Annotated in this window: 5 protein-coding genes; 2 read left to right on the top strand and 3 right to left on the bottom strand. The window is 62.6% G+C overall.

The window, feature by feature from the left end; all coding sequences use genetic code 11:
• Both purL and AC0V2Y_RS23365 read right to left on the bottom strand, forming a co-directional pair.
• Window positions 1-2,593, bottom strand: a 2,593-nt coding sequence (purL, locus tag AC0V2Y_RS23370) for a phosphoribosylformylglycinamidine synthase (RefSeq protein ID WP_475418380.1), incomplete at its 3' end; no start/stop codon positions are given.
• A gap of 199 nt (window positions 2,594-2,792) precedes the next feature.
• Complete coding sequence (locus tag AC0V2Y_RS23365) at window positions 2,793-3,857, bottom strand: GGDEF domain-containing protein (RefSeq protein WP_475417957.1); 1,065 nt, start codon at window positions 3,855-3,857, stop codon at window positions 2,793-2,795.
• 350 nt (window positions 3,858-4,207) lie between these two features.
• Between AC0V2Y_RS23365 and AC0V2Y_RS23360 the strand changes: the two genes are divergently transcribed.
• Window positions 4,208-5,833, top strand: a complete 1,626-nt coding sequence (locus tag AC0V2Y_RS23360; RefSeq protein ID WP_475417956.1) for a response regulator — start codon at window positions 4,208-4,210, stop codon at window positions 5,831-5,833.
• Window positions 5,834-5,990: 157 nt separating this feature from the next.
• On the opposite strand, the gene AC0V2Y_RS23355 is transcribed toward AC0V2Y_RS23360, so the two are convergent.
• The gene (locus AC0V2Y_RS23355; RefSeq protein ID WP_475417955.1) at window positions 5,991-6,743 is read right to left on the bottom strand and encodes an SDR family oxidoreductase; all 753 of its coding nucleotides are present in this window, start codon (window positions 6,741-6,743) and stop codon (window positions 5,991-5,993) included.
• A gap of 146 nt (window positions 6,744-6,889) precedes the next feature.
• On the opposite strand from AC0V2Y_RS23355, the gene AC0V2Y_RS23350 reads away from it, so the two are divergent.
• Window positions 6,890-7,466, top strand: a 577-nt coding sequence (locus AC0V2Y_RS23350) for a LysR family transcriptional regulator (protein ID WP_475418379.1), incomplete at its 3' end; no start/stop codon positions are given.

Below are 7,466 nucleotides of genomic sequence, written 5' to 3'. Positions count from 1 at the left end.
TGCCGCGACCCAGGTCGATCAGGATCAGGGACGTGTCGCCCTGGTCCGTCTTCAGCTGCGGCGTGAGCGACTTGCGCACGTCCGTCACTGGCGCGAACGAGGAGACGATCAGCGACACCGGCGACGTGACGGATTTCGCCGCGCCCGTGCCCTCGTCTTTCCACGTCGTGCGCATCGACAGCGAATCCTTGCCGACGGGGATGCTGATGCCCAGCGCCGGGCACAGGTCCATGCCCACGGCCTTGACCGTGTCGTACAAGGCTGCGTCCTGGCCAGGCTGGCCGCAGGCGGCCATCCAGTTGGCGGACAGCTTGATGTCGCTGATATCGCTGATTGCTGCTGCGGCGATGTTGGTGACGGCTTCGCCCACGGCCATGCGGCCGGACGCTGCTGCGTCGATGACGGCCAGCGGCGTGCGTTCGCCCATGGCCATCGCTTCGCCCAGATAACCCTCGAAGCTCATGGTGGTGACGGCGCAGTCGGCCACCGGCACTTGCCATGGTCCCACCATCTGGTCGCGCACGGTCATGCCGCCCACGCTGCGGTCGCCGATGGTGATCAGGAAGGATTTGTCGGCCACGGTCGGCAACAGCAGCACTTTTTGCGCTACGTCAACCAAGTCCATGCCCGTCAGGTCGATGGCCGGGAAATCGTTGGCCACGTGGACCACGTCGCGTTGCATCTTCGGCGGCTTGCCCAGCAAGACATCCATCGGCATGTCGACCGGTTCGTTGCCCAGTTCCGGGTCGATCAATTTGAGTTGACGCTCTTCGGTGGCCACGCCCACGGCGGCGAACAGGCAGCGTTCGCGTTCGCACATGGCTTTAAATAATGGCAGGCTTTCCGGCGCGATGGCCAGGACGTAGCGTTCCTGCGACTCATTGCTCCAGATTTCCTTCGGCGCCATGCCCGATTCTTCCAGCGGGATCTTGCGCAGGTCGAAAATCGCGCCGCGCTTGGCGTCGTTGGTGATTTCCGGGAACGCGTTCGACAAGCCGCCCGCACCCACGTCGTGGATCGAGATGATCGGATTGTCGGCGCCCATTTGCCAGCAGGCGTTGATGACTTCCTGGGCGCGGCGCTCCATTTCCGGATTGCCGCGCTGGACGGAATCGAAGTCCAGGTCGGCCGTGTTGCTGCCGGTGGTCATCGACGAGGCGGCGCTGCCGCCCATGCCGATGCGCATGCCCGGGCCACCCAGCTGCACCAGCAGGCTGCCGACGGGGATGTCGTTCTTGTGCGTGTGCTGCGCCGAGATATTGCCGATGCCGCCAGCGATCATGATGGGCTTGTGGTAGCCGAACACGGCGTCTTTGTCGGCGCCGACGTTCTGCTCATAGGTGCGGAAGTAGCCGCCCAGTACAGGACGGCCGAATTCGTTCGAGAACGCGGCGCCGCCCAACGGGCCTTCGATCATGATCTGCAGCGGCGAAGCGATGCGTTCCGGTTTGCCGTATTGATCTGCCTCAGTACGCGAGGCCAATGGCGCCGTCACGGAAGCGGCCGTTTCCCAGCTGCGCACGGCGTCCGGCAGCGACAGATTCGACACGGTGAAACCCGTGAGGCCAGCCTTCGGCTTGGCGCCGCGGCCCGTCGCGCCTTCGTCGCGGATCTCGCCGCCCGCGCCCGTGGACGCGCCGGGGAATGGAGAAATCGCCGTCGGGTGGTTATGCGTTTCCACCTTCATCAGCGTGTGCGTCAGTTCCGTGGAAGCCGCGTATTCGTGGTTTGCCCCGCGCGGGTAGAAGCGCGACACGGTGGCGCCTTCCATGATGGACGAATTGTCGCTGTAGGCGACGACGGTGCCCTTCGGCTGCAGTTCATGCGTGTTCTTGATCATGCCGAACAGCGATTTTGGCTGCGCCACGCCGTCGATGGTCCAATCGGCGTTGAAGATCTTGTGGCGGCAATGCTCGCTGTTCGCTTGCGCGAACATCATCAGTTCCACGTCCGTCGGGTTGCGGCCGGCCTTGGTGAAGGCGGCGTCCAGGTAGTCGATTTCGTCTTCCGACATCGCCAGGCCCAGCTCCGTGTTCGCCGTTTCCAGCGCGCGCTTGCCCTGCCCCAGCAAGTCGATCGATTCGAGCGGACGCGCTTCCAGGGTGCGGAACAAGTCCTTGGCGTCGTCTGCGCTGCGCAGCACGGATTCCGTCATGCGGTCGTGCAGCAGGTCGGCCACGGCCTGTACTTGCTCGTCCGTCAATTTTCCGGCGCCGATGGCGCTGCCCAGGATGCCCGATTTCAGGTTGATGCGGAAAGCGACGCCGCGTTCGACGCGCTTGATGTGCGCCATGCCGCAGTTGTGCGCGATGTCGGTGGCTTTCGAGGCCCACGGCGAAATCGTGCCGAAACGGGGGATGACGAAGAATTCTTCGGCAGCGCCTTCCGTATTGTCAGCGTGGGCCGGCTCGCCGTACGTCAGCAAGGCGCCAAGGCGCGTGCTGTCGTCGTTGCTGAGAGGCGCACCGGCATCGATGAAATGGACATAGCGTGCTTGCACGGCAACGATCGCAGGCGAAACGGCTTGCAGTTGGCTTAACAGACGGTGGCTACGGAAATGGGACAGGGCATTGGAACCCGGCAGTATCAACATGATTGGAAGGTGGTTGATGCAGCGTGGCTGCGGGTTAAAGGTAGGTATGACAATATCTTTCGTACGGCAAATTTCCTTTGCGCGCATTATACCCGTTTTACCCCTGCTTTATTACCGGAACTTATGGCTTTCGGGCCATTTTGCCCCTGAAACCAGCAGTTTTTGCCAACTTGCAACAACCATCGCGGGCGACCGACCATCAGGCGATCACATAGCGGTTCTTGCCTTGCCGCTTGGCCAAGTACAGCGCCTCGTCGGCCAGCCGGTAGCTGTGGCCCAACTCCCTGCCCCGGTCCATTTCCGCCACGCCCACGCTGATCGACACGAACTGCGCGGCCAGGAAAGCCTGGCTGACGGCGTTGACCAGGCTGCCGGCAAAGGCGCGCGCGTCTTCGCGGCTGCCCGCATAGACGATGCCGAATTCCTCGCCGCCCAGGCGCCCGCACAGATGGCCTTGCGCCTTGTCCGCGATGATGGCGGCCGTGCGCACCAGCACCACGTCGCCCGCATCGTGCCCCTGCTGGTCGTTGATGATCTTGAAATTGTCGATGTCGATCATCAGGAAATGCAGCATGCCGCCGTGGTTTGCGCCATGCATCTGCTGGGCGCGCTGCGTGAACATGCGGCGGTTGTTCAAGCCCGTCAGGCTGTCCTGGAAGGCCAGCCGCGTCAATTCCACCTTGGCGTGATAGTTACGCAAGCGCAATAAACTGAAGCTGACATTCAGCGCCAGCCCGAACAGCACGCTGACGGCGATCATCAATGGCACCCAGGGCTGGTCGGGCAAGCCCGCGTTCACCGGATACAGGCCGTGGCCCACGTTCCACCACACGCCCGCCACCACGGCCAGGTAGCTGAGGCCGCCATTGAAGATGGAAGCGATGGCCAGGGTCATGAAGACGCCCACGGGCAAGACCCAGAAGCTGGCGTGCTGGACGGCATCGGCCATGGTGCGCAAGCCGAAGGTCAGCGCCAGCACGGCGCAGGCTCCCGTCATGGTCAGCACGGGCAAGGTGGTGCAGCGGTAGCGCACGGCCAGACTCGTCAACATGCCCAGCAAGGCCAGCACGGCGTGCGCCAGGTTCGGATGGTAGGCGGGCGGCATCAGCAGCCAGGCCAGGCTGAAGGCGATGATGCCCAGCACTTGCGTGACCAGGCCGACCCGGTGCAATTCTGCAAAATAGGTATGCTGCTGTTCGCTGTTGCCGCCGAATGCAAGGGGAACGGCGATGCGCCGCAAGGTGGTCAGATCAGGAACGCGCATGACGGGCATCAACACCAGAGAGAGATAAAGCGCCCGTTAAAGCCTTGCGCATGCCTTGCCGCGACGTGGCGCGGCATGCAACAGGTGTTGCATTTTAGAATACTATCACGGTAGTCAAGGAATGGCCGGAAAAACAGGCGCCCACACCGCAGCAAGGGGCTCGCGTGTCATGAAATACAACGCCGGACGGCGCCAGGCGTCCCTGCCCTCGCGCACCGCACCCGATTGCATGCATTTTGCTGGCAGTGTCGCCCGGCTTTGCAGTATGCTGATAAAAAACAATACTGCCAGGCAGCTACATATAAGAAGAGTTCCCGCAAATGACCGAACAGATGAACGAGAGCTGAACCATGCCAGAAACTAGCGACTTATCTGTCCTGATCGTCGACCCGAACCCCAGCATGCGGGGCAATCTGCACAATATGCTGAACCAGGCGGCCATCACCAAGGTGGAATATGCCGTCAATGCCGGCACGGCCATCCGCTTGCTGACGAAGAAACCGTTCGACATCATCCTGTGCGAATACGATCTTGGCAGCGGCACGGACGGCCAGGATGGCCAGCAATTGCTGGAAGACTTGCGCCACCACAAGCTGATCGGCCTGTGGACGATCTTCATCATGCTGACCTCCGAAGCCATCCACAGCAAGGTGATCAGCGCCGCCGAGCTGACCCCGTCCGACTACATATTAAAACCGTTCACCGTCGACGTGCTGAGCGGCCGCATCGCGCGCGCCATCGAGCGCCGCGCCGTCTTCCTGCCCACGTACCAGCTGATCGACAAGGGCGACTTGCGCGAAGCCGTGAAAAGCTGCCGCGCGGCCGAACTGCAGCACCCGCGCCTGGCGGCCGATTTTGCCCGCCTGCGCGCCGAGCTGCATATCACCCTGGGCGAATGGAAGGAGGCGGAGCAGATCTACACCGACATGCTGGCCACGCGGCCCATGGCCTGGGCCCACCTGGGCCTGGCGCGCACCCTGTTCGAACAGCAGCGCCACGAGGAGGCGCAGGACGCGCTGCTGGAGCTGGTGGAAACCTATCCCCGCTTCATGGCCGCCTACGACTTGCTGGCGCAAAACCATGTAGCCATGGGCCAGCAGCTGCAGGCCAAGAAAATCCTCGAGGATGCCGTGGCCATTTCGCCGCACATGGTGCGCCGCTTGCGCCACCTGGGCGGCATCGCCTTCGACACGGGCGACATCGGCGCGGCCGAACGGGCCTACAAGCAGGTGGTGACGAAGGCGAAGTACTCCGAATTCCGCGACCCGGAAGACCACGTCAACCTGGTCAAGACGCTGGTGAAAAAGGGCGACGCGCCGCAAGCGAGCGGCGTGCTGCGCGACATGGAGCGCTCGCTGCGCGGCGGCGCCAACGTGGAAGCGTGCCGCGCCATCTCGGCCGCCATGCTGCATGAACTCTCGGGCAACGACATCGCCGCCGCCAGCGAGCTGCAGCTGGCCGCCGCCGCCCTGGACGACGCGCGCGGCCTGTCGACCCAGCTCAAGGTGGGCCTCGTGCAAAGCTGCCTGAAGAACAACCTGGAACAGGCCGCGTCCGACGTCATGATGAAACTCGTCAACGAAGCGGACAGCGACGTAACGATGGAAGCGGCCGTGGACGTGTTTGAAAAGGCGGGACGCCATGACCTGGCGCAAGGCATGGGCCAGCAGATCAGCAACCAGGTGCAGGAACTGATGCACGAGGCGGCCAGCAAGGCGGAAAGCGGGGAACTCAAGGGCGCCGTCTTCGTGCTGCGCCAGGCCCTGCGCAAGACGCCGGGCAACCTGCCCGTGCTGTTCGCCTCCGTCGAGGCCATCTTGCGTCAGCTCAACATGCTGGGCTGGGAAGCCCCGCTGGCCGAACAGGCGCAGCACCAGATGCAGGTGATCCGCAAGATCGACCCCAGGCATCCGCAGCTGGAGTCGCTCAAGCAGCAGTATGCGGCCACGCAGCACAAGTATGGTATTGCGACCTGACTGGCACCTGTGCCCTGCTTGCCAATCGACAGTAACCCGTTCGAAATCGTGAGCCGTCCCATCGCCGCCGTTTGCAATTTGAATACTCTCTTTGAAAATGAAGCCCGCTCACGCATTCGGAGCGGGCGCATCCGTATAGTTCGGCAGTTGTGCGACGTCAGCCGTTAAGCGTACGGCCGCCGTCAACGATGATTTCGGAGCCGACGGTCCAGCGGGACTCGTCGGAAGCGAGGTATAACACCGCCTTGGCCACTTCCTCCGGCGTGCCGAAGCGGCCGAAAGGAATCGTTGCGGTAATTTCCTTGTTGATCTGATCGCGGTAGGCATCCGGGATGCCGAGCTTGTCGTACAGCGGCGTTTCGACGGGGCCGGGACTGACCGCGTTGACGCGAATGCCGCGCGCCAGCAGTTCGCCCGACAGCGTTTTCGACAAGTTCAAGAATGCGGCCTTGGTTGCCGCATATACCGATGAATGCGCCGCGCCGACGTGCGCGCTGACCGAGGTGTTGAGTACCACCGATGCGGGGTTCGCGAACACTGGCAGCAGCGCCTGGATCAGGAAATAGGGCCCCTTGACGTTGATGTCGAACGAACGGTCGAACATTTCCTCCGTCCATACTTCGATCGGCGTCCAGACGGATACGCCAGCGTTGAGAAAGGCGATATCCAGTTGGCCGTAGTGAGCCTGGACGGCTTGCGCCAACTCCTGTTGGGCGGCGACACTGGCGGAATCGGCGCGCAGCACCAGAACCTCGGCGCCAAGTTCTTTCCTGGCCTTCTCGATGGATTCCGGATTGACGCCGGTGACGATGACGCGTGCGCCTTCGGCGAGGAACTGCCTGGCTGTTTCGAGGCCGATGCCGCTGGTGCCGCCGGTGATAAGCGTGCGTTTTCCTTGCAAGCGGGACATAAAATTCTCCTGTAGGTGATTCATGGTCAACCAACGTTGGCTGACCTGCCGTGGGAAGAACTATGCGCTCATGCTTGAAATTCGATAAGATCGTATCTTTGCATATGATTCATGCTCCAATTGCATGAATCGAATGAGGAGCAACTTTGGACCGGTTTCTTTTGATGACATGCTTCGCGCGCTCGGTGGAGACGGGGAGCTTCTCCGCTGCCGGCCGCGACCTGGGCCTGGGGCAGCCGAACGTCAGCCGTCATGTGGCGGCATTGGAAGAGCATTTACAGACGCGGCTGCTGCACCGGTCAACGCGCAAGCTTGCCCTCACGCCCGAAGGGGAACGCTACTATGCGGAAGTGCGGCGCATCCTAGACGCCGTCGACGAGTCCGAATCGTCCTTCAGGGAGAACGTCGATCCGTCCGGATTGCTGCGCGTGGCATGCCCGACGGCGCTGGCGCATGCATTTGTTTTGCCGCATGTCCCCGCCTTCCTGGAGCGCTATCCCGGCTTGGCGCTGGATCTCCAGATCAATGATCGCTATGTGGGGCTGGTCGATGAAGGCGCGGACCTGGCAATTCGGATCGGCCATCTGGAAGACAGCGCACTGCGCGCGCGGCGCATCGGACTGTTCGAGCGCGTGTTCGTCGCCAGCAAGGGCTATCTCGCCAAACGCGGCGTCCCGGTCTCGCCCGATGATCTGCGCGGGCACGATTGCGTGATCTACACCC

Source organism: Janthinobacterium sp. BHSEK (assembly GCF_056174685.1).
The sequence above is the reverse complement of the archived record's forward strand: the minus strand, read 5'-3'. Positions and strand labels throughout refer to the sequence as shown.

What these genes read in the sequence shown, in the direction of transcription:
- AC0V2Y_RS23365 (WP_475417957.1), bottom strand. Translation starts at nt 3,857, where the DNA reads ATGCGCGTTCCTGATCTGACCACCTTGCGGCGCATCGCCGTTCCCCTT.
- AC0V2Y_RS23360 (WP_475417956.1), top strand. Translation starts at nt 4,208, where the DNA reads ATGCCAGAAACTAGCGACTTATCTGTCCTGATCGTCGACCCGAACCCC.
- AC0V2Y_RS23355 (WP_475417955.1), bottom strand. Translation starts at nt 6,743, where the DNA reads ATGTCCCGCTTGCAAGGAAAACGCACGCTTATCACCGGCGGCACCAGC.